Raw genomic sequence first — 21,863 nt, 5'->3', positions numbered from 1 at the left:
GTGTATAAATCAATCATTTCCATATTTCAGTTGTAAGCGTTTCATTGATATGGAAAACGATGAAATCAGGAGGCAAGCTGAATGGACCACTCGAATGTTGAAAGTATTAAAGCAGTTTCCGTATCATCAAATATGACTAACTACGAGCAAGAGCGTGCAGGGTTTAGCTGGGAAGCGATTGAAAAGCAATTCTCATGGGCATCGACAGGTAATGTAAATATGGCCTATGAGGCGATCGATCGTCATGCTGAATCCGACAAGCGTGATAAAATTGCTCTTTACTACAGTGATGACAAGCGTGACGAAAAGTATACATTTCATGAAATGAAGCTACAATCCAATCGATTTGGTAATGTTCTGCGTAAGCTTGGGATTTCAAAGGGGCAGCGTATATTTATTTTCATGCCGAGAACGCCTGAACTATACTTTGCTTTATTGGGCTCGATTAAAGTTGGAGCCGTGGTTGGACCCTTGTTTGAAGCTTTCATGGAAACAGCAGTAAGGGATCGTTTACAGGACAGTGGTGCAACGGCAATTATTACTACACCGGCTTTGGTATCTCGTATTCCAGTAGATGAGCTTCCTGAATTGAAGCATGTGATTGTAGTTGGACAGGAATCTGATTTGGCAGAAGGACATGTTAATTTTTATAAGGAAATGGAACAGGCTTCCGAGGACTTAGATATTGAGTGGGTGGATCGTGAGGATGGCTTGTTGATTCACTATACATCAGGTTCAACAGGGAAACCAAAAGGTGTATTCCATGTACACAATGCAATGCTCCAGCATTATTATACAGGACGCATTGTACTTGATTTGCAGGAGAATGATGTTTACTGGTGTACAGCCGACCCAGGATGGGTTACTGGAACTTCATATGGTATCTTTGCACCATGGTTGAACGGGGTAACAAATGTAATCCGCGGGGGTCGTTTTAGCCCGCAGGATTGGTACCGTACATTGGAGAAATATGGCGTCACGGTTTGGTACAGCGCACCAACAGCTTTCCGTATGCTGATGGGAGCAGGGGATGATGTAGTTAAGCAATTCAATTTATCATCGCTTCGCCACGTGCTAAGTGTAGGAGAACCGCTTAACCCTGAGGTTGTTCGCTGGGGCTTAAAGGTATACAATCATCGTATTCACGACACCTGGTGGATGACAGAGACAGGTGGGCAGTTGATATGTAACTATCCATGTATGGACATTCGACCAGGCTCAATGGGAAGACCTATTCCGGGAGTAGAAGCGGCTATCTTAGATGATGCGGGTAATATTCTGCCGCCGTACCGTATGGGAAATTTGGCTATTAAAGCACCTTGGCCTTCTATGATGCGTAAGGTTTGGAACAATCCGGCCAAATTTGAAGAATATTTCCGGATCTCCGGTTGGTATATTTCGGGTGACTCCGCTTACTGTGATGAAGACGGTTATTTCTGGTTCCAAGGAAGAATTGACGATGTCATCAATACAGCGGGGGAGAGAGTAGGACCGTTCGAGGTGGAAAGTAAGCTTGTCGAGCATCCAGCGGTTGCTGAAGCGGGTGTTATTGGGAAACCAGATCCGATGCGCGGTGAGATCATCAAAGCTTTTATTGCTCTGCGTGAGGGTTACACGCCTTCTGATGAATTAAAAGCGGAAATATCCAAGTTTGTAAAGGAAGGCTTATCTGCACATGCTGCACCTCGAGAGATCGAATTTAAAGATAAGCTGCCTAAAACACGCAGCGGCAAAATTATGCGCCGCGTACTAAAGGCATGGGAACTGAATTTACCTACCGGTGATTTGTCGACAATAGAAGATTAAACTAGCATTTATATTAAGAGTCTTTCTACAAAAGAACACCCTGTATCCGTCAAATCCCTTACAATCGAGGGTGATTTGCAGATACAGGGTGTTGTTGTTTTGTTTAAGCTCTGAGTTATTTCTTGAAGAAAATGGTGGTTGAAGTTTTGGATTCACCTGCATCATTCACAGCAGTTATTTTGTAATAACCCTCATATACAGGAGCATAATAGCGGAATTCGGTGCCGTTATTTGCTGTGCCTAATTTGGTAAAGCTGCCCGTTTCTTTATCATTGTAGTAGACAACGTACTGTTTAACGGACTCTTTATTAGCATTCGCATTCCAGCTCAACAATATGCCCGCACCAATCGCTTTAATGGATAATCCGACTGGAGCTTGAGGAGGATCTTTCACAGGAATAGTTGAAGGAGTACTTGGTTTGTTTCCTTCATTACTAGGAGTTCCTGTGGCCGTATTGCCAGTCGAGCCAGTCGAGCCAGTGCTACCCGGATTAATCAGACCGTTCTCGTCGGGTGTAAGGTTCAAGATCTCAATATTAGTCCCGTCTGTGAATGAGGCTTTGCTCGGTGCTGACTCCTTGCCCGCTACATCAACGGCAGTTACATAATAGCCTAATACATTTTTACTCGCATTTTGATCGGTAAATTTGGTTTCGGAACCCGCTTCAACTATGTTCCCGCTTACCAGCTTAAAGCCACTGCGATTTTCAGAACGATATAGCCTGTAGCCTACGGTATCGGCATTGCCGCTTGCTTGAAACGTAACTACACTTTTATCGCCTGAATGCGTCGCAACAACAGTTGTAGGTGCATCTGGTGCCTTACCGTCATCTACTCGAGGATCTGTTTCTGTTGGAGCATCCTCATCATAATCGGTAGGAAGGTAACGATCAAGCGGACGGCGCCGGTCTTCAGGCACCTTGTTCATAATAGCAGACAGTTCTCCCAGCAGAGTGTTAATTGATTTTTCTCGTTTGATGACTGTTTTTTCTTTAACAAATTCTGCAGGTGTACTTGGTTGGGCAATGTAATGAATTCCATTGTACGGAATGATCGATAATTTGACAAACACATTATCTTCTTCAGTAGGGATGAAGTTTTTATTAAAAATATCGGTTGTTAGCTTGCCTGATTTGCTTGTTTCCTCGCTTGGGAGCTTGCCAGAATAACCGGATACGGTCATTTCTACAATTCCATCAGGCCGTTTGAACGTTTTGGTTGGAAAGTATTCCGGTTTTTTGTCAATGGCTGCGTCCAATGCGAGTGCCCAAATATTTTTGGCGCGATTAGTCCCGCCGGTTGTTTTGCTCAGCTTATGAACGGGAGAATCGTAACCTGCCCATACGCCCAGTGTGATATCCGGTGTATATCCCATATACCAAGCGTCCGCATCATCCTGTGTTGAACCGGTTTTACCGACTATTGGAACCTTTCCGTAATGTTTGAATTTACTCATTAAGTCAGTTGCTGTTCCAGCAGTTACTACGGTTCGCATCATATCCGTCATAATGTAGGCCGTTTGCTCTGAAAAGACGGTCGTTGGCTTCAATTCGTGCTTGTAAATAACCTTGCCGTTGGAATCCGTAATTTTGTTGATCATAAATGCTTCGTTGAAGACACCTTTGTTTCCGATGGATGAATAAGCACTAGTAAATTCTTTTACGGAAACGCCGTACTTCAAGCCCCCGATAACACCGGTTTGGGCATGATAATCATCCTTTGTAATAGATGTAATTCCAAGCTTTTTGGCGAAATTCCATGCTTGCTCAATACCGACTACGTCTGTAAACAGCTTGATGGCCGGAATATTATACGATTGATTTAAAGCTTTCCGTGCAGTGACCAAGCCATGAAATTGATTATCCCAGTTCTCCGGAATGTGATAGCCCCTGGAACCATCCTTTAAGATGACGGGTATATCATCAATAATAGACGCTGGCGAAATGGCGCCTTTCTCGATTGCAGGAATATAAGCCGCGATTGGCTTCATGGTCGAGCCTGGTTGACGATATGCCTGGGTAGCATGATTCAACTGCTCTATAAAAAAGTCCCGTCCCTCGATCATCCCGAGAATGGAGCCCGTTTTACTATCAATCATGACCGCAGCGATTTGCTCTACACCTTTTGTTGGATCATCTGGTGTAAAATTTTTGGGGTTTTCCGCGATTTCATGCATTGACTCATAAATCTCTTTATCAATCGTTGTATAAATCTGGTAGCCCCCTCGGCTTAATTGGGCTTGGGCATTCTTCAAAGCTTCAGTGTAGGCCTCTGGATTAGAGGCTGAGGTCAGCTTAGGATTTTGTGCTTGCAGCAAAGCTTTAGCTGCTTCTTTCTCGACCTCAATCATGAGATAAGGATAGGTTGAGTATGCTTTTTTGACCGGCTCAGCGAGTGATCCCTTAAGATCAAAGCTCAGTGCATCCTGATACTGCTGCTGGTCAATCTTACCTTCCTCCAGCATCCTTCTTAACACTAGCTGTTGTCTTGTAACAGCACGTTTGAATGCAGCACCGTCAAATTGCCCTTTACTGGAGAACGTAGAATAATTGCTTGGCTGCTGTGGAAGTCCTGCTAAATAAGCAGCTTGAGCGATGTTGATATCCTTTAGCTCACTAATATTAAAAACACCTTTGGCTGCAGCTTTGATCCCATAGAGATTGTAACCTGAGGAGCCGTTTCCATAAGGGATTTTATTCAAATAAGCGAGTAAAATCTCATCCTTGGACATGAGGCGTTCCATACGCATAGCAAGAAAAATCTCTTTCGCTTTCCGGCTATCTTCCCTGTCTAGCGTTAAGAAGACACGCCGAGCGAGCTGTTGAGTAATGGTGCTTCCTCCAGTTTGAACTTCTTGGTTCATTAACTTTTGGACGACAGCCCGTGCGAGACCTTTAAAATCGATCCCATTATGCTCGTAGAAATGGTTATCCTCAATGGCAAAAACAGCATCGAGCACCTGCTGCGGAATATCTTCAAGCTTAGCTAATCTCCGGTCTTCTTCCGAGCGGATCTGACCTAGAATGGACTCATCATTAAAATAGACAAACCCAGTAATTGCATTTTCCTGTACTTGAGCTGTCATAGATTCTTTGCTGCGAATAGGATCTTCCTTAACAAGAGCGGATACATAACCGAACCCAGCTCCGGCTACTAAGAATCCAACTATAATACCGGCAATCAACATCCATTTTAATGTTGTCCCTGTATATTTGGTAATAGTCCAAATGACGGCAAGCGTTTTGTTTTTTTGTGTTTCTTTCTTCATCCCGATAAAAGTTCCTCCCGATTCTGAAAAACATACGTAGATTATTATACCATATGGGGAAAGCTCTGGACACTAGGCGAGTAGTTAATTGCTCACAAGAACGTTTGACACATGTCTTGTCATGTGTTATAAATCTTATAATCACTATCTTATAACCACATATCAAAATGCATTGATGGACTTGACGCTAGGGCAATTGATTTGTCCAGCGCACAGTAGAATAGGGAATCAAGCTTACAGAGAGCTGGTGGATGCTGCAAACCGGTACTTGACCTTCATTCGAAATACCGTCCGGAGCAGGGGAAGGGAACGCTTGAAACGACTATTATTGATGTTGTTTTCTGTGTCAGTAGCTTCCTGCCGGGTTCAGCCCGTTATCATAATGAAGTGAAAGTGTCGAGAACCGTTTCTTATTGTAGAAGACGATTTCTGCAGATACTTTAATTAGGGTGGTACCGCGAGCAATAGCCTTCTCGTCCCTTTGTGGATGAGAAGGCTTTTTTTGTATTTTATCAGAAAGAGAAAGGGAGAGAAACAATGGATATATTACAGGAATTACGGTACAGAGGGCTTATTCATCAGTTGACGGACGAAGAGGGCTTGACTAAAAAATTAAGCGAGGAGCCGGTTGTTCTGTATGCAGGCTTTGATCCAACCGCTGATAGTCTGCATATTGGGCACTTGCTGCCGATTTTGTGTTTGAAACGATTCCAGATGGCTGGTCACTTGCCCGTGGCTTTAGTGGGAGGAGGTACCGGGCTAATTGGAGATCCGAGCGGTAGATCAACGGAACGTTCTTTAAATACATCGGATGTCGTAGAGGAATGGACGGATAAGCTTAGAGGACAGCTATCGCAATTTCTTGATTTTGAATCGACAGTTAATCCGGCTCGAATGGCTAACAACTACAGTTGGCTAGGGGAACTGAATGTCATTACCTTCCTAAGGGATATCGGTAAAAACTTTTCTGTTAATTACATGCTGGCCAAAGATAGTGTTGATTCGCGCTTAAGCAATGGAATCTCGTTTACTGAGTTTAGCTACATGATTTTACAGGCCTATGATTTCTTCCGGATGAATAGCGATATTAACTGTTCCTTACAGGTGGGCGGAAGCGATCAGTGGGGTAATATTACCGCGGGTCTGGAGCTGATCGGCAAATCAACTGGCAATAAAGCCTTCGGTTTAACTATGCCGCTCGTAATCAAAAGTGACGGAACTAAATTTGGTAAAACCGCAGGAGGCGCTGTATGGCTGGATGCAGAGAAAACCTCGCCTTACCAGTTCTACCAATTCTGGATTAACACGGATGACAATGATGTTGTAACGTTCTTGAAATATTTCACATTCTTAACCAGAGAGCAGATAGCCGAGCTGGAAGAGCAAGTAAAGCTGAGCCCGGAAAAACGAGAAGCACAACGTGTGCTTGCGCGTGTTATGACGGAGCTTGTTCATGGTGAGGATGCCGCACTTAGTGCGATCAAAATATCTGAGGTTTTATTTAGCGGCAATGTAGAGACACTATCGGGGCGAGAAATCGAAGAGGCGTTTAAGGACGTACCTTCAACAGAGCTTTCAGGCAATGAGGAAATAGGTCTTGTTGATTTATTAATCGCTGTCAAAGCAGCGCCTTCCAAACGGCAAGCTAGGCAGGATATCGAAAGCGGAGCCGTATCACTGAATGGAATTAAAGTTAGTGATGTAGAAAAAGTATTGCAATCAAGCGATCGCATGGAAGGCAGATACATCGTTATACGCAGAGGAAAGCGCAACTACTACCTTGCTAAATTTGTTTAAACCAAGCATACAAAAAAAGCGTTGACTGCATGTGCAGCCAACGCTTTTTTTGTGAATCATAAAGATTAACGGCTGTAGAACTCGACGATTTGTTTCTCGTCAATTTCTTGTGGAAGCTCAGAGCGCTCAGGAAGACGAGTAAACTTACCTTCCAAAGCAGCGTCATTGAATTCGATGTAAGCTGGCAAGTAGTTGCGGTTTGCCAAAGCTTCTTTAATAGCGGAAAGGCTACGGCTTTTTTCACGAAGACCGATCACATCGCCAGTGCTTACTAGGTAAGAAGCGATATCCACTTTTTTACCGTTAACAGTTACGTGTCCGTGAGAAACCAATTGACGTGCTCCTGCACGAGAGTTGGATAGACCCATACGGTAAACCAGGTTGTCCAAACGGCTTTCCAACAAGATCATGAAGTTTTCACCGGCAATACCTTGTTGTTTATTTGCTTTGTCAAACAGGTTACGGAACTGTTTTTCGTTCATTCCATACATATGACGAAGCTTTTGTTTTTCTTGCAATTGAATGCCGTAGCCGCTCATTTTTTTGCGTTGGCCTGGGCCGTGTTGACCTGGAGGGAATGCGCGTTTCAAATCTTTTCCGTTACCGCTTAGGGAAATTCCCAGACGACGGCTCAATTTAAATTTAGGACCTGTGTAGCGTGACATGTATAATGAGCTCCTTTTTTTCCACAATTATGGGATTAGTTTAGTTGATAGCTCGGGTGAAGCATGTGCCCGATTTTGTTTAAAGCCATGAGCGCTAATAACGCTCGGCACCTGTCAGGAATCTCAGCCGCTGTCCTGCCAGCAACAAACTCGTTGAGGGTGACACAAGCTTCCACCATAAACATTTTCCTGTTCAGAAGAATGCTTATTCTCGACTTCTAATTTTATAAGACTATACCCGCCTATGTCAAGTCCAATTGCCGCTTTTATAAGAGAAATGCTCACTATTATGAATTAATGGCAAGAAAGTGGTACAATAAGGGGGTAGAAGGGAAGTGTTAGCATTGGTCAACTTGAATGTCCAGCATTTATCTGACGCCCTAAATTCATGGGGGTTATGGGGACGTATTGCTGGAGCATTGCTGGTCTTCGTGCAGACGGTACTGCCGTTTATACCTTTTGTAGTAATTGCTGGGGCCAATGTGCTGATATTCGGTTTTTGGATGGGTTTTCTTGTCAATTATGTTGCGTCTGTTCTGGGAGCGATTATTTTCTTTTGGATAGCGCGATACTATGCCAAAGACTGGGTGGAAAGAAAGCTCAAGAAGTATGTTTACCTAAATAAAATTAACGATAAACTCGAAAATAATGGTTTTATGTACATAACGATCGGGCGTGTTATTCCGGTAATACCATCATTCGGAATTAACTTGGCCGCTGCGGTCATGAAGGTCAGTACACGCGATTTTGTAATGGGGACTATCGTAGGTAAAGCGCCGATTATTTTATTGGAATCATTAATCGGACATGATTTATTGTATTTTCACCAGTATAAAGGGAGATTTCTTATTCTTTCGGCTCTGTTTATCGGACTGATTTTAGTCGGTAATGTTTATAAGAAAAGATGGTTTGGCAGTAATAAATCATAATTTTGATTGAAATGAATTTTAAACAAACTATACATGAAGGAGAATAATGCTATGCGTGATACGCGGTTACAAACATTGGCCAAAAATATTATCGGTTATTCGTTGGATGTTCAGCCGGGCGAGAAAGTGTTGATCGAGATGATAGGCTCCGAACGGGAGTTTGTAGTGTGTCTCATCGAAGAAATCTATGCAAGAGGAGGTCAAGCTTATGTAGAGCTGGCGGATCCTAAAGTGCGAAGTGCTATGCTGCAATCCGCAACGAAAGAGCAGATCGAACATTGGGCTGAGATGGATTTAAAGCGAATGAAGGATATGAACTGTTATGTCGGGGTTCGTGCCGGAGCAAATGTGAGTGAAATGTCCGACGTTTCAGAAGCTCAGATGAAGCTGTATGACATGTATTACCGTAAACCTGTCCATATGGAACAGCGGGTTAAAAAGACGCGTTGGGTGGTTATGCGTTATCCGAATGCATCCATGGCCCAATTAGCCAATATGAGCACAGCGAAGTTTGAAGATTTCTACTTTAGCGTCTGCAATCTGGACTATGCCAAGATGTCGCTTGCCATGGATCCCTTGCAGCAGTTGATGAACCGGACAGATCGGGTTCATATCGTTTCTCCAGGCACCGACATTAGTTTTTCGATTAAAGGCATTGGCTCGGTTAAGTGCTGTGGTCGACGCAACATTCCAGACGGCGAGGTATATTCAGCCCCAATTCGTGATTCTATTAATGGTACTATTACCTACAACACACCATCCGTACATGCGGGGATTACTTTTGAAAATATTAGCTTTCGATTTGAAAATGGCAAAATTGTTGAAGCAACGAGCAGCGATTCAAAGAGAATTAATGAAGTGCTGGATACGGATGATGGAGCTCGTCATATTGGAGAATTTAGCATAGGGTTTAATCCGTATATTTTAACACCAATGAAGGATACTTTGTTTGATGAGAAAATTGATGGAAGCTTGCATTTTACACCAGGTCAAGCTTACGAGCAGGCAGATAACGGCAATCGGTCGGCAATTCACTGGGATCTTGTATTGATCCAAAGGCCGGAATATGGTGGCGGTGAGATCTATTTCGATGATGTTTTAATTCGTAAGGATGGCCGATTTGTTATACCTGAGCTTGAAGGATTGAACCCGGAGCATTTAAAATAATACATTACTTATAGGAGTAGGGTTATTTAGATGCCTCCCTTACAAAAAGTTGTTGCGTGTTATTCTTTTCCAAGGTAAAATCATAAAAAGAAAGCGATTTACTAAATTTAGCAAGTAATGATACGCATGGAGGGATTCAATATGTCAAGTGCCAATAACGCAGCTATAGTAGAAATTTCCCAAACCGCTAACAAATTCAGATCTTCCATTGTTTTACAGTATGATAATAAGTACATTGACGTAAAAAGTATCCTTGGCTTGTTCACTACACTAGTGACGAGCAGCAATTATGACCTCCATGTTCACGGTCCGGATGCAGAAGAAGCGAAAAAAGCTATGGCTGAAGTATTCGCTAAACATAATCTTCACATTAACAGTATTCTTGACTAACAGAGTGCAGGTCTAAGAAAAGCATTTTCATCCTGAGGGGTGAAAGTGTTTTTTTTAATATAAATATGAACAATTACAGATGCTCGTCAAACATTAGGTAAATCAATGATCAACTCTCTTGTGTATTAAGGCAATATCGACTAATATTAAGCTATGAACTCGCATGTACAAGGGGGAAGCTTGATGTCATCATCCGATTTGTTGCTTAGCTTATCACAAAAAGCACTTCATCTTCTTCAAGAAGATGCAGATAAAATTGAGAAACTCATCGAAGTGCAGATGGAAAATTTGACGACACGTAAATGCCCACTGTATGAAGAGGTGTTAGATACGCAAATGTACGGGCTATCCAGAGAGATTGACTTCGCTATTCGTGCTGAGCTTATTAACGAGGCTGCCGGTAAGCATATTATGGTGAAGCTTGAAAGAAATTTAGAAGAACTATACGAAGCCTTGAACAAAAAAGAGTAGCCCATCTGTGATGGACTACTCTTTTTACGTATTAGGTTGTTTGTTTATTAAGTACTGAGTAGGAGTACGGTTATACAAGGTAGAAGGCAATGCCCAGAATAATGTAGACAACTAAGAGCAGAACACCCTCATACCAGTTAGTCGAGCCATCTTGGGAGATTGATTTAGCAATGATCGCCGCAACCCCGATGGCCACAAGCTCAAAGGTAGTGAACACCATATCCATTGTTTTTCCGAAAATCAGGGATATGATCACAAGTACCGGAGCAACGAACAATGCAATCTGCAAGGAGCTACCAACTGCGATTTCAACAGCTGCGCCAATCTTATTCTTGCGAGCCAATAGAATCGCTGCGCTGTGCTCAGCGGCATTACCTACTATGGCGATCAGGAAAGCACCAACAAATAGCTCAGATAATCCGAATTGATGGGAGAATACTTCGAGAGTACTGACCAACCATTCGCTTTGCACGGCTACCATTACTGTTGCAAGAAATAGAAACAAAATGGACATTCCCTTGGACCACTGCGGCTCACCGTGTTCAATAGCCTCATCGCTCAACTCATTTTTATGTGTAACCATCGAAAATAACAGCCATAGCAAGTAGGCAATAATCAAGATTACAGCTACCAGGATGCTTAGATTCATGGTTTCCGATGTAGTAAGGCTTTTGGCAAAGGCTGCAGGGATCAATAGGGCAATAACAGCTAAGAGCATCAGAGAGCCATTATGACTGGCTAGCTTCACATTAAAGTGCTGCTCCTTATATTTTAACCCTCCGACAAATAAGCTAAGACCGAGTACTAACAGAAGGTTGCCGATGATGGATCCTGTAATGCTTGCTTTTACGATGTCAAATAAACCGTCTTTCACTAAAAAGATCGCAATAATAAGCTCTGCTGCATTGCCGAAGGTAGCGTTGAGGAAGCCACCCAATCGTTGCCCTGCATAATGAGCCACGCTTTCTGTAGCTTTACCCAAGAAGCCTGCCACAAAAATAATGGATAGGCAAGAGATGGCAAACTGGACTGTGGCTGAAAACAATCCCGAGTAATGCGCGAAAGCACTTAACACAAAACTGGCAATTAAGCCAATGGTAAACAGATGTCGTTTCAAATTGTCACCTCTTTTGGTAAAGTATACCTTAAACAACAAAATCTATTCTACTATACCCATAATAGTGTACGAAGTAAACATCGTTCATAATGAAAAATCGGCTAATTCACATGTTAAAACCAAATGTATGTTTTACTTCCCATAATATCTTATGAGGGACTGCGCGAAACTTGTCGCATAAGTTGCTTTCCACATGGGAAGTCATTACAATATAGGTATAACCCACCGAGGAGTGATCCGTATGTCCGAAGAAATTCAAACAGGTCTTATTCGCATATCAGATGATGTCGTTTCGACAATCGCAGGCTTAGCTGCGCTGGAAACTCCTGGGATTGCCGCAATGTCCGGAGGTATTTCCGAAGGGTTAGCCAAACGTTTAAGCGGCAAAAATGTGCAAAAAGGTGTTTCAGTCGAAGTAGGGCAATTGGAAGCTGCCATTGATTTACGTATAATTGTTAACTATGGATCTAAAATTCAAGAGGTATGCCGCGATCTGCAACAAAATGTCCGTGAAGCTGTAGAAAACATGACGGGCTTATCCGTAGTTGAAATCAATGTTAAAGTGGAAGGGGTCGCATTCCGCGAAGAAGAGAAAGAGCTTCATTTGGATGAGGCACATCGAGTGAAATAATGGGCATAAGTAATTTACATAGTACGAAAAAGAGAGCCTGTTAGGCTCTCTTTTTCGTTTCTTTATCCGGTTTATTGTATTCCCTAGATATACTAAGCAGAATCCCGAGACTAATGAGCGAAATAAGCATGGAGGAACCACCATAACTAATGAAAGGAAGCGTTACACCAGTCATCGGTATACTTACTGTGACACCGCCTAAATTGATTAAGGCTTGTATTGCTATCATTCCGATAATACCGACTCCTGTTAATGTACCGAACATTTCTTTACAGCGAACGGCGACCAGAAGGCCCCGCCACAGAAAAGCTAAGTAAATAAGGATAAATAAGGAAGTGCCGATAAATCCAAGTTCTTCACCGATAATGGCAAAAATAAAGTCATTATGAGCTTCAGGAAGGTAATGAAGCTTTTGAATACCCTGTCCGAAACCCGCTCCCCAAATTCCGCCATGGCCGAAGGCATATAGCGATTGGATCAATTGATAGCCGGTACCTAATTGGTCGGCCCAAGGGTCCATGAATGCGGTAAAACGGTCAATACGATAGTCTTGACCGTTTTTTACTGCCAAATAAATCGATATTACAGAAGACAGCACTCCCGCTCCGAGAACACTCAAGAAAAAAATATGTTTAAGATTGGCGCCTCCCACAATGATGACGATAGCTGCACATAGTATCAGGATCATGGTGGAGCCAACATCAGGCTGAAGTAAGATCAACGCAGATACAAAGCCTACGATCATCAGAGCGGGAAGAAGCCCTTTTTGAAAATCTCGGAACTTATCCTCTTTCTTGCTAATGAGAGCCGCCAAATATAAAATAACGGCCAGCTTAGCAAATTCGGAGGGTTGAACGCTGAAACCGGCAATTTTGAACCAGCTTGTTGCTCCTTTGACTCCATGTCCTATTATAGGAACCAATAGCAGCATGATGACAACGATAACAAAGCCGGGACCGATCCACTTCCTAAGGATACGGTAATCGATGTTCATACAAAAAAACATAGCTACTGTACCCATGGCAATCGCAATTGCTTGACGAATAACCATATAAGACGGATCATTTAGCATAGTTTCCGAAACAGAGTCGAAGCGGGTATACGCCATACTCGCACTGAATACCATAGCCAATCCAAAGCAAACTAATAAGAAGGTTAAAAAAAGCAGCAGGAAATCCGGTGTTCCTCGTCGCTGGGCAGTCATTAGACTTCGTCCTTAGTCAGACAATTTAGTTTTCAGCTGAGCAAGCTTCTGAGTAGCAATTTTCATGATGGAATCGGGAATTGCTGATTCATAATCCAAACCGTGAGGGAATGTGCCTCTTCCAATATATACTTCTTCTATGTAAAGCACTGCATAAGGGGATTCCAGTTTTCCGGACTCAGCACGAGTGTTCAAACGCAAGAAGTATTCGCTGTTCGAAGCTCTATCCTCAATTTTCAAATCATATGTTGCCCGAGTATATTCCCACTGCCAACGAACGAACCCCAAGCTTGTTGTAGTTTCGTCCAAATGAGCGAGATCGCTTTTTAGCCCTTTAACGCCATTATTTTCAATAATCACTTTGAAAGCCCTCCTAAAAAGTCAAATCCATTGATTCTAATCCTTTAATCATGATAGTATGTTTCCCAAACTTGTGCAAGCTTAATGCGAAATGTAGCTTAGTACGATATATAAAGTTTGAAATTCTTGTGACATATAGATGAAAGCGGGAGGAAGATTTGTTAAAATGTAGAGAAAGATAAGAATAAGTGAGAGTTCAAAAATCCGACTTTTCAGCACCGAGAAGGTTGCAAGAAGGTGAAGAAGGAGGAGCGGAGTTTAGGGAAACCTAAATGAGCACCGGACTTCGAGCCTGAATGCAGGATTCAATGTCGAATATGCTTCCTGAGATACTTCGTGATCAAAAGTCGATTTTTGAACATCCTCTATAAGCTCGATAAACCGGAGGTGTACGGTCATGGAAGTCTTGTTACAAGCGATTGATTTACTATATCCGGAGATGGTCGGCTGGCGCCGGTATTTGCATCAGCATCCCGAGTTATCTTATCAGGAGCGAGAAACTGCGGCATATGTCGCAAAGCATTTAAAGCAATGGGGATTAGAGGTCCGTACTGAAGTTGGCGGAAATGGAATAACCGCTCGATTAAAGGGCAATGGACGAGGACCAACAGTAGCGTTACGTGCTGATATGGATGCACTTCCGATTCAGGACCAAAAGAACTGCGAATATGCGTCCAAGGTTAATGGAGTTATGCATGCATGTGGACATGACGCCCATACCTCCACATTACTAGGTGTTGCCAAAGTATTGTCAGAGCATAGAGGAATGTTGAATGGCGATGTCGTGTTTCTATTCCAGCATGCCGAGGAATTAAGCCCCGGTGGGGCGTACAGTATGATCGCTGAAGGTGCATTGGATGGGGTTGATTATATATATGGCATTCATTTATGGACGCCGTTCCCGTTGGGAGCAGCTTATTGTAAAGAAGGAGCCTTCATGGCCGCAGCGGATGAGTTTGAAATAATAGTAAAGGGAAAAGGCGGTCATGGGGGGCTGCCGCATGAGACCGTGGATAGTATAGTAATTGGTTCGCAGCTAGTAGGCAATCTTCAAACGATTGTAAGCCGCGGCGTAGATCCGACACAGCCTTGTGTGGTTTCCATCGGTTCCTTTCACAGTGGTACAAGCTTTAATGTCATTGCAGAGCAAGCTATGTTAATCGGTACCGTACGTACGTTCGATCCGGATTTGCGCATGGATGTAAAGCAACGAATGGAGCGTTTAGTATCGCAGACCTGTTTAATGAATGGAGCTGATTCCAGCTTCGATTACAAAATGGGTTATCCGCCAGTGATTAATGATACTGACGAGGCCAAACGATTCTTCCGAGCGGGAGCTCGTGTGATGAATGTCGAACCTTCTCCGCTCATTATGGCCGGGGAGGATTTCGCGTATTATTTGCACCAGCGTAAAGGCTGTTTTATGTTTGTAGGAGCAGGCAACCGTGAGCAGGGAATTATACATCCTCATCACCATCCCAAGTTTGACATCGATGAAAGAGCAATGCGCGACGCAGCCAGACTCTTTATCAGCATGCTATGGGATTGCCAGAACGATGGCTGTAATTAACTGCTAGGGGCTTGTGCACATGCAAAGCGGGGTTTCGGGAGATTCTATGTTTGCAACGGTAGATGCCGTTACTTTCATAATGCAAGTTCGGTATTCTCCGAATGACAAACTCTTCTGGGAGGGAATCACCCTTGAATGCAAAAAAAATAAAAGAAATCATGACGAAGGATTGTGCGACAGTCACTTTGAAAGATAATGTATATGAGGTTGCTGTTAAAATGAAGCAGGAGGATACTGGCTTTATTCCTGTTGTTGACGGTAAAAAGCTGATTGGTGTTATTACCGACCGTGACTTGGTCATCCGAGGATTTGCCGCGAAGAAGGAAGGCTCTACCGCGGTGGCAGAAGTCATGAGCAGCAATCAAATTACGAGTGCAACCCCTGAAACTACGGTGGATGAAGCGGCCAAACTGATGGCAAGTCAGCAAATTCGCCGTTTGCCGGTCGTAGAGAATGGGGAGCTGGTAGGAATTGTATCTATCGGTGATTTAGCTGTACGCAGTAACTTTGAGGATGAAGCCGGAGAAGCGTTAAGTGAGATCTCTGAAAAAGATAAGGTAACGGTCTAAATAAATCAGGCTGCATTAGTTCTCCCGAAAATATCGGGGGAACAAATTTTTTTGTATTGTAATGTTAACGTGTGCAATATATAATATTACTGATGTAGAACAAATGCTTACATACAAACTTTTTTTAAGAATGAGAGGCAGGGGAATACGAAATGGACAAAGTGCGCATCGGTATTGTCGGTGTGGGTAACATGGGTAAAAGTCATACGGAATACTTGACCAAAAATCAAGTGAACAATGCGGAGTTGACAGCCATTGTGGACACGGATCCAGCCCGGCTTGAATGGGTTAGAAGCAACCACGGAAGTAGTAATATTCAATTGTTTGATAATTTAGAAGCCTTTTATGCATCTAAGGCGTTCGATGTTGTGCTGGTGGCGACACCTCACTACGATCACTCAGCTGCTGCTATACAAGCATTTTCTCACGGCTATCACGTATTGGTTGAAAAACCTGCTGGCGTGTATACCAAACAAGTTCGCGAAATGAACGAAGCTGCCGCGAAATCGGGCAAAGCCTTTGGAATTATGTTCAATCAACGGACAAACCCTTTATATCAAAAGCTTAGAGATTTAATTACATCCGGAGAGCTTGGAGAAGTGCGTCGTACTAATTGGATTATTACGAATTGGTACCGTTCGCAAAGCTATTATGATTCCGGCGGCTGGCGCGCTACTTGGGCAGGAGAGGGCGGCGGTGTGTTAATCAACCAAGATCCTCATCAGCTCGATCTATGGCAGTGGACTGCTGATATGATGCCTAAACGTGTCAGAGCATTCTGCAGCTTTGGTAAATACCGTAACATTGAGGTAGAAGATGACGTTACTGCATACGTAGAATACGAGAACGGCGCTACTGGCTTATTCGTTACAACTACCGGTGAGGCTCCAGGTACAAATCGGTATGAAGTAAGTGGAGATAACGGTAAAATCGTGATTGAAAATGATACGTTGACATTCTGGCGCTTGCGCACACCTGAACCGCAGTTTAACCGTGAATTCAAAGGCGGATTTGGTCAGCCAGAATGCTGGAAATGCGAGGTTCCAGTAGTTGGAGCTCCAGGACCTCAACATAAAGGCATCACGCAAAACTTCGTTAATCATATCTTGAATGGTACACCGTTGCTTGCACCGGGCGAAGAAGGAATTAAAGGCTTAACTTTATCCAATGCGATGCATTTGTCTACATGGACAGATAACTGGGTTGATCTTCCAATCAACGAAGATCTGTACTATGAGAAGCTTCAAGAACGCATTAAGAACTCGACTTTCCAAAAAGAAACAAAAGAATTGCAACTGGATGTAAAAGGTACTCACTAGGAGTTGCCGACAAATAAAAACGACCTGACAGCCAATCTGTCAGGTCGTTTTGTTGTTATATCACTTCATTCACTTTTTCTTTTCAAACGCAGAATCATAATCCTTCCAAAGCCCTTTTTGCTTCTTACGGGCTTCTTCTTGATCCTTCTTAAATAAATCCACATATTTGACGTTTGGAGGGAATGTTGCAATACGCGCATAGCCCTCGCTAATAAGTGTGCGGTTGTACAGCTCATCATCAATCCAGACGTATGCAAGCAGGCGATCATACCTATCTTTACGTTCAACATCCCATTCCAGCTCGACCGTTTTGTTCTCAAGCCGCTTTTTAGTGAAATCAGAAGCTTCTTTTCCATAGAACATTACAGGCGTGTTAGGCTTTTTAGTTTCCGGTGTATCTACCCCGATTAGCCTGACTTTTTCTTTTTTACCATCGAGTTTAATTTCAAAAGTATCCCCGTCGACCACACGCTCAACTTTAACCGACTCCCTACCGTTATGGGTTGATGCTGATTTACTTTGGCATCCTGAGAGAATCATACTGATTATTAAAATTGGGAGGAGCGCGGCTGCAATCCATTGTTTATTCAATGATGTCACCTCTAACTACTCATTGTAGAACCAACTTAAACGGCTGTAAAGCGAAAAAATGTTTAATTTATGTGGTTTCCCCTCATACTAGTTGGTATGTAAACTTGAGCGATCTTTCAGGAGGGATCAATATGCAGATGGACCCAAAAAAGCCACTTGTGGTTCAGAGTGATTTCACGGTTTTGCTGGAGGTGCGCCATCCTAATTTTGGTCAGGTACGCCCTTTGTTAGCGCGTTTTGCGGATTTGGTCAAAACGCCGGAGCATATCCATACGTACCGAATGTCGGCATTGTCACTCTGGAATGCAGCAGCAGCAGGGATGACTACCTCGGAGATAACTTCTTTTTTGGAGGAGCATGCCAAGTTTGGTGTGCCAAACAACATTAAGCAGGACATTCGACGTTTTGTAGAGAGGTATGGCTTGGTACGCATTGAAAGCTTAGGTGATGATCTGCTGTTGATATCGGATGACGTAGAGGCGATCAAGGAAATGTGTTCTTTTAGAACCCTTCGCTCCTATGGTCTATGTCAGGTTGACTCACAAACGCTGCGGTTTTCCTCTAGATATAGGGGAGCTTTGAAGCAAGAATTGATCAAGCTGGGATATCCGGTTCAGGATTTGGCGGGTTATACCCGTGGTGAGGAGCTGCCCATCAGGCTCAAACCGGATGTCGCTGATGGAAAAGCATTTCAGCTGCGTGATTATCAGAACTCAGCGGTCGAATCGTTTTATCGGGAAGGTAGTATCTTGGGAGGTAGCGGTGTGCTTGTACTGCCCTGTGGTGCTGGTAAAACTATTATTGGAATAGCTGCGATGGGGAAGTTAAATTGTGCTACTCTAATTCTTACTACGAATACGACCTCTGTAAATCAATGGAAACGTGAGATTTTAGAAAAAACAGAAGTTACCGAAGATATGGTAGGGGAATATACCGGTATGAAAAAGGATGTTCGTCCGATAACCATAGCGACCTATCAAATATTAACTTATCGTAAATCGAAGGATGATTTGTTCATTCATATGGATTTATTCAATAAACGGGACTGGGGTTTGATTGTTTATGATGAAGTTCATTTGCTCCCAGCTCCTGTATTCCGCGTAACCGCTGACATACAAGCTACAAGAAGGCTTGGTTTAACAGCAACGCTTGTCCGTGAGGATGGACGGGAGGAGGATGTATTCTCGCTTGTTGGTCCCAAACGTTATGATATGCCATGGAAGGAGCTAGAAGGGCAAGGGTGGATTGCAGCAGTAAGCTGCACAGAAATCCGCGTCCCATTGCCTGTAGATGAACTGGAAGCTTACCATGCTGCAGAAGCAAGGCAGAAGATGAGAATCGCCAGTACAAGCAGTGGAAAACTGAATGTGATTACGAAGCTGCTTGCTCAGCACGAAGGGGAACAGACAATTATTATTGGGCAATATCTTGACCAGCTTAAGCAGGTGGCTCAGGCTTTGGGGGCACCATTTATCCATGGCCAAATGCCGCATGAGGAACGAGAGGAGCTCTATAACCAATTTCGCCGTGGTGAACTGCAAACCATCATCGTATCCAAAGTTGCTAACTTTGCTGTAGATTTACCAGACGCCTCTGTAGCCATCCAAATCTCTGGCAGCTTTGGTTCCCGGCAAGAAGAAGCTCAGCGTCTGGGGCGCATTCTACGTCCAAAGTCGGACGCGAACAAAGCATTTTTTTACTCCATTGTCTCATCGGATACGAAAGAGCAGGAATATGCGCTAAACAGGCAATTGTTTCTAATAGAACAAGGATATAAATACCAAATAGAGGAGTATTCAGCAATGGAGGGCAAGAGTACTATTTTAGTGGGTCTCGATGATGCTCATGCTCGAATTGCTATAAGCCAGACATCGGATGAGGAGGTATTGTCTACGTGAACCACGTGTTCTACTTAAGCAAAATGCCAGAGGTTCTAAAATCTCACATCGAAGCTGAAGCGCTTTATGTTCCATGGTTGAGTAGGGGAGAAACGTTGGAATCCATATGGAGCAATTTGGCTATAATGGAAACTATTTATAACCAATTGTCTACTAGAGAAAGAAATGTGCTGCATTTCCTTGTCACTTCAATCGGAAGTGAACCCTTTGATTGGCCTAAGCTTGAGAAATTGACCTCACACATGATGTCAGGGGCAGATGCGAAAGTCGGTTTTTTGTTGTTGCTGAAAAAGGGTTTGGTTTATATGTTCAAAAAAACATGGGGAGAGCATGTATATGTAGTTGCTGAAGACGCTCTTGCTATATGGCAGCAACTAATATTGAATTCTGGTGATAAGCAGGATTCAATAATTTCCAGAGAGACAAGCATTGAATGTATGGAAGAATATAATCCAGGTCTTGCTTCTTTACTGTTTCAAACCCTAGTCTTTTTAGACCAAAACGATATGAACTTAACGAAGAATGGAACCCTGCATAAAAAACAACTGCAAAAATGGTTGGAGCTGCTATTTATCAAAGATGAGCGATTTCTCGGCAGCTCTTTGAAGTATGCATTTGCAGATGTATATCCTATAAAGCTTGCTGTAATAATGGAGTTTCTGTTAAGACTTCAGCTTGTGGAACAACGGGGTGAGCAGCTTTGCTTGCAGGAGCTTGAAGTTGAAAGATGGCTTTCTTTAAGTGAGCGCGAACAAAATAAGCAGCTGTATTTAATCTGGAAAATGGTTGCGTTCCCAGGCGCGGTCTGGCTACAGCATGCTGTCCTGCTGCTGGAGCGGCAGCCGGAAGATAATTGGCTGTCTGCTGATGGCTTGCTACAATGGCTGCGCGTACAAAAAATAGTTCCTTTGGGTAAGGAAGAGCCCATCCGGGGTCAGGATCTGTTAGATCAGCTGGAGCAGCAGTGGATTCATCCACTGATAGCTTTTGGTTGGATGGAGCGGGGAACTGCTGAGACAGGTGAAGGGGATATATTTTACCGCTGGCGGATACATCCTATGGAATCGCAAGAATCTCTGAGTAATGCGACGGATGGATGTTTCTATGTACAGCCTGACTTTGAAATCTTGGTGCCGCCAAGTGTACCTTATGCCATAAGATGGGAACTGGCCGCCATTGCTGATCAGCAAAAGGCTGATCTTGTTTCTGTCTACAAGCTGAACAAGGCGAGTTTGCAGAGGGGGTTGGAGAAGGGACTAAGGCTGGAAGAACTGCTGATGTTTTTGGACAAGCAATCACTCTATGGCATACCTGAAAATGTGAAGCTAACACTTGAGCAATGGGCAAAGCCATTCGGTAAGGTTAAGCTTGCGGAAGTGCTGCTGCTGCGCTGTGAGGATGCTGCCGTGGCTGAAGCTGTAAAAAAGCTGCCAGGATGCTCTGCTTGTATTCTCGAGGAAATTGGTGAGCAGGCGTGGATCGTCCGAACGGATCAATTAAAGCAATTGACAGATCTGCTCAATAAAGCAGGATGGATGCCCGGTAAGCTGAAGCTTCTTGGTGATTCAATCCCTTCCGAGAAGGTCGATAATAGGAAAAGAAGCTTAGGATCGATGCAATCGCTAGAAGACAGCTCCTTGACATCGAATAAGGATACTGCCATGAAGTCTGACCCGATACATATAGCAGAAAAGGGTTTCATCTACTCCAGACACACGTTTATGTATTTTGAGATGGAACAGAAAATCCCTGATGTTCGTGATTTATTCCCCGATTTGCAAGGGGTTCCTCCAGGCTGGATGAAAGATTACCGCACTTACCACTCATCAACCCGCCGTGAAATGGTCGAGAAAGCTATGGAGTGGAAAACAACGCTGCAGGTGCGTCATAATGGTCATGATCACATGATTGCACCAAGAAAGCTGCAAGAGACTCGCGGCACGTGGAGTATGACGGGTTTGGAACAGTCCAAGCTTCAGGAAGTGTGCTTATTTCCTGAGGATTGGCAGGAGATGAAGATCATTGTGCCTGGCATTAATGATAAATTTTGATGCAACAAATAAGTACAATATGTGGTATGATGAACTTGTCTGACAATAATGAATATTATA

The 21,863-nt window shown here is 43.4% G+C and carries 18 protein-coding genes; 12 read left to right on the top strand and 6 right to left on the bottom strand.

Annotation, left to right across the window (positions count from 1 at the left end; genetic code table 11):
* Nucleotides 1–81 precede the first annotated feature (81 nt).
* Entirely contained in the window at nucleotides 82–1,806 is a 1,725-nt protein-coding gene (gene acsA, locus GC093_RS18985; protein WP_171653463.1) for an acetate--CoA ligase, read from the top strand.
* Nucleotides 1,807–1,921: 115 nt separating this feature from the next.
* On the opposite strand, the gene GC093_RS18980 is transcribed toward acsA, so the two are convergent.
* Nucleotides 1,922–5,074 (bottom strand): transglycosylase domain-containing protein, encoded by a 3,153-nt coding sequence (locus tag GC093_RS18980; RefSeq protein WP_171653462.1) that lies wholly within the window; start codon nucleotides 5,072–5,074, stop codon nucleotides 1,922–1,924.
* A 537-nt stretch (nucleotides 5,075–5,611) separates the two neighbouring features.
* Between GC093_RS18980 and tyrS the strand changes: the two genes are divergently transcribed.
* A complete protein-coding gene (gene tyrS / locus GC093_RS18975) occupies nucleotides 5,612–6,871 on the top strand; it encodes a tyrosine--tRNA ligase (protein ID WP_171653461.1) in 1,260 nt (419 codons plus the stop codon).
* A 65-nt stretch (nucleotides 6,872–6,936) separates the two neighbouring features.
* Here tyrS and rpsD read toward each other — a convergent pair whose 3' ends face one another.
* Complete coding sequence (gene rpsD, locus GC093_RS18970; protein WP_171653460.1) at nucleotides 6,937–7,536, bottom strand: 30S ribosomal protein S4; 600 nt, start codon at nucleotides 7,534–7,536, stop codon at nucleotides 6,937–6,939.
* Nucleotides 7,537–7,871: 335 nt separating this feature from the next.
* Between rpsD and GC093_RS18965 the strand changes: the two genes are divergently transcribed.
* The 4 genes from GC093_RS18965 (at nucleotide 7,872) to GC093_RS18950 (ending at nucleotide 10,493) form a co-directional block, all read left to right on the top strand.
* Nucleotides 7,872–8,465 (top strand): TVP38/TMEM64 family protein, encoded by a 594-nt coding sequence (locus GC093_RS18965; protein WP_312886562.1) that lies wholly within the window; start codon nucleotides 7,872–7,874, stop codon nucleotides 8,463–8,465.
* A 51-nt stretch (nucleotides 8,466–8,516) separates the two neighbouring features.
* A complete protein-coding gene (locus GC093_RS18960) occupies nucleotides 8,517–9,632 on the top strand; it encodes an aminopeptidase (RefSeq protein ID WP_171653459.1) in 1,116 nt (371 codons plus the stop codon).
* Between the two features lie 141 nt (nucleotides 9,633–9,773).
* Nucleotides 9,774–10,022 carry an HPr family phosphocarrier protein gene (locus GC093_RS18955; protein WP_171653458.1) on the top strand — a complete coding sequence of 83 codons (249 nt, stop codon included), beginning with the start codon at nucleotides 9,774–9,776 and terminating at the stop codon, nucleotides 10,020–10,022.
* A 183-nt stretch (nucleotides 10,023–10,205) separates the two neighbouring features.
* The gene (locus GC093_RS18950) at nucleotides 10,206–10,493 is read left to right on the top strand and encodes an Fpa/YlaN family protein (RefSeq protein ID WP_171653457.1); all 288 of its coding nucleotides are present in this window, start codon (nucleotides 10,206–10,208) and stop codon (nucleotides 10,491–10,493) included.
* 70 nt (nucleotides 10,494–10,563) lie between these two features.
* On the opposite strand, the gene cax is transcribed toward GC093_RS18950, so the two are convergent.
* On the bottom strand, nucleotides 10,564–11,610 hold the full coding sequence (gene cax / locus GC093_RS18945) for a calcium/proton exchanger (RefSeq protein ID WP_171653456.1): 1,047 nt from the start codon (nucleotides 11,608–11,610) through the stop codon (nucleotides 10,564–10,566).
* Between the two features lie 241 nt (nucleotides 11,611–11,851).
* Between cax and GC093_RS18940 the strand changes: the two genes are divergently transcribed.
* On the top strand, nucleotides 11,852–12,241 hold the full coding sequence (locus GC093_RS18940; protein WP_171653455.1) for an Asp23/Gls24 family envelope stress response protein: 390 nt from the start codon (nucleotides 11,852–11,854) through the stop codon (nucleotides 12,239–12,241).
* Between the two features lie 40 nt (nucleotides 12,242–12,281).
* Here GC093_RS18940 and ftsW read toward each other — a convergent pair whose 3' ends face one another.
* Both ftsW and GC093_RS18930 read right to left on the bottom strand, forming a co-directional pair.
* A complete protein-coding gene (gene ftsW / locus GC093_RS18935) occupies nucleotides 12,282–13,445 on the bottom strand; it encodes a putative lipid II flippase FtsW (protein WP_171653454.1) in 1,164 nt (387 codons plus the stop codon).
* 12 nt (nucleotides 13,446–13,457) lie between these two features.
* A complete protein-coding gene (locus tag GC093_RS18930) occupies nucleotides 13,458–13,805 on the bottom strand; it encodes a YugN family protein (RefSeq protein WP_171653453.1) in 348 nt (115 codons plus the stop codon).
* Nucleotides 13,806–14,202: 397 nt separating this feature from the next.
* Between GC093_RS18930 and GC093_RS18925 the strand changes: the two genes are divergently transcribed.
* The 3 genes from GC093_RS18925 to GC093_RS18915 all read left to right on the top strand — a co-directional run bounded on the left by GC093_RS18925 (nucleotide 14,203) and on the right by GC093_RS18915 (nucleotide 17,263).
* Nucleotides 14,203–15,375, top strand: coding sequence for a M20 family metallopeptidase (locus GC093_RS18925; protein WP_171653452.1), 1,173 nt, complete (start codon nucleotides 14,203–14,205; stop codon nucleotides 15,373–15,375).
* A 158-nt stretch (nucleotides 15,376–15,533) separates the two neighbouring features.
* On the top strand, nucleotides 15,534–15,944 hold the full coding sequence (locus GC093_RS18920; RefSeq protein ID WP_376768667.1) for a CBS domain-containing protein: 411 nt from the start codon (nucleotides 15,534–15,536) through the stop codon (nucleotides 15,942–15,944).
* A gap of 152 nt (nucleotides 15,945–16,096) precedes the next feature.
* A complete protein-coding gene (locus GC093_RS18915; RefSeq protein WP_171653450.1) occupies nucleotides 16,097–17,263 on the top strand; it encodes a Gfo/Idh/MocA family protein in 1,167 nt (388 codons plus the stop codon).
* 69 nt (nucleotides 17,264–17,332) lie between these two features.
* Here the strand turns inward: GC093_RS18915 and GC093_RS18910 are convergent, their stop codons facing one another.
* The gene (locus GC093_RS18910; protein ID WP_376768664.1) at nucleotides 17,333–17,863 is read right to left on the bottom strand and encodes a thermonuclease family protein; all 531 of its coding nucleotides are present in this window, start codon (nucleotides 17,861–17,863) and stop codon (nucleotides 17,333–17,335) included.
* Nucleotides 17,864–17,985: 122 nt separating this feature from the next.
* Between GC093_RS18910 and GC093_RS18905 the strand changes: the two genes are divergently transcribed.
* Together GC093_RS18905 and GC093_RS36660 are read left to right on the top strand one after the other, a co-directional pair.
* Nucleotides 17,986–19,752, top strand: a complete 1,767-nt coding sequence (locus GC093_RS18905) for a DNA repair helicase XPB (protein WP_376768663.1) — start codon at nucleotides 17,986–17,988, stop codon at nucleotides 19,750–19,752.
* Nucleotides 19,749–21,803 carry a helicase-associated domain-containing protein gene (locus tag GC093_RS36660; protein ID WP_171653449.1) on the top strand — a complete coding sequence of 685 codons (2,055 nt, stop codon included), beginning with the start codon at nucleotides 19,749–19,751 and terminating at the stop codon, nucleotides 21,801–21,803. Before GC093_RS18905 ends, GC093_RS36660 begins: the two co-directional genes overlap by 4 nt.
* The last annotated feature ends 60 nt before the right edge of the window (nucleotides 21,804–21,863 follow it).

Source organism: Paenibacillus foliorum (assembly GCF_013141765.1).
GTDB classification, from domain to species: domain Bacteria; phylum Bacillota; class Bacilli; order Paenibacillales; family NBRC-103111; genus Paenibacillus_S; species Paenibacillus_S foliorum.
The sequence above is the reverse complement of the archived record's forward strand: the minus strand, read 5'-3'. Positions and strand labels throughout refer to the sequence as shown.